Source organism: Xenorhabdus griffiniae (assembly GCF_001028135.1).
GTDB lineage: Bacteria > Pseudomonadota > Gammaproteobacteria > Enterobacterales > Enterobacteriaceae > Xenorhabdus > Xenorhabdus bakwenae.
In genome coordinates, this window is sequence record NZ_LDNM01000022.1 from 1 (window position 1) to 686 (window position 686).

The 686-nt window shown below is 44.5% G+C and carries 2 pseudogenes; one reads left to right on the top strand and one right to left on the bottom strand.

Annotated elements, in window-relative coordinates:
* Positions 1-159 (bottom strand): annotated as a pseudogene (locus AAY47_RS23155) (transposase); the annotation flags it as partial.
* Positions 160-219: 60 nt separating this feature from the next.
* Here AAY47_RS23155 and AAY47_RS06940 point away from each other — a divergent pair.
* Positions 220-686: pseudogene (locus AAY47_RS06940) on the top strand (IS110 family transposase); the annotation flags it as partial.

Sequence of the window (686 nt, forward strand, 5' to 3'; positions counted from 1 at the left end):
GTCGGCAGCATCAGATGTGTATAAGAGACAGATTTTATGGCTCCACCGGAACAGGGTACGAATAGAAATCTCAAAATGGACACTCGTTTGCTCGAAAGTCAACGAATGTTTATCTTTGTATGCCAGGACTCTTTTTCGAAAATCTAGACTGTAACCCATTTCACTTTATGCCTTGTCATATTGGATTGGGATATTATGCCATATTGGTATGATTTAGCTATATCTCCGCAGTTTGTTCGTCCTTTTGTCAAAAGTAACAAAAATGATTTCGTTGATGCAGAGGCGATATGTGAAGCAGCATCACGCCCCTCAATGCGTTTTGTCCAGCCGAGAACGGAGACGCAACAGGCGATGAGAGCACTGCATCGTGTCAGAGAATCACTCATCAAAGATAAGGTAAAGACCACTAACCAAATGCACGCTTTTTTGCTGGAGTTTGGTATCAGTCTGCCAAAAGGCGAGGCGGTCATTAAACGGTTATCTCTGGTTCTGGCAGAACACGACGTGCCCGATTATCTGAGCCGTTTGCTGATGAAATTACATGCCCATTACCTTTATCTTGTCGAGCAAATAACCACGTTGGAATTAGAATTAAAACAGTCCATCAAAGCGGACGATGCGACTCAACGCATGATGACAATACCGGGGGTGGGACCCATTACCGCCAGCCTACTTTCATCCCAGCT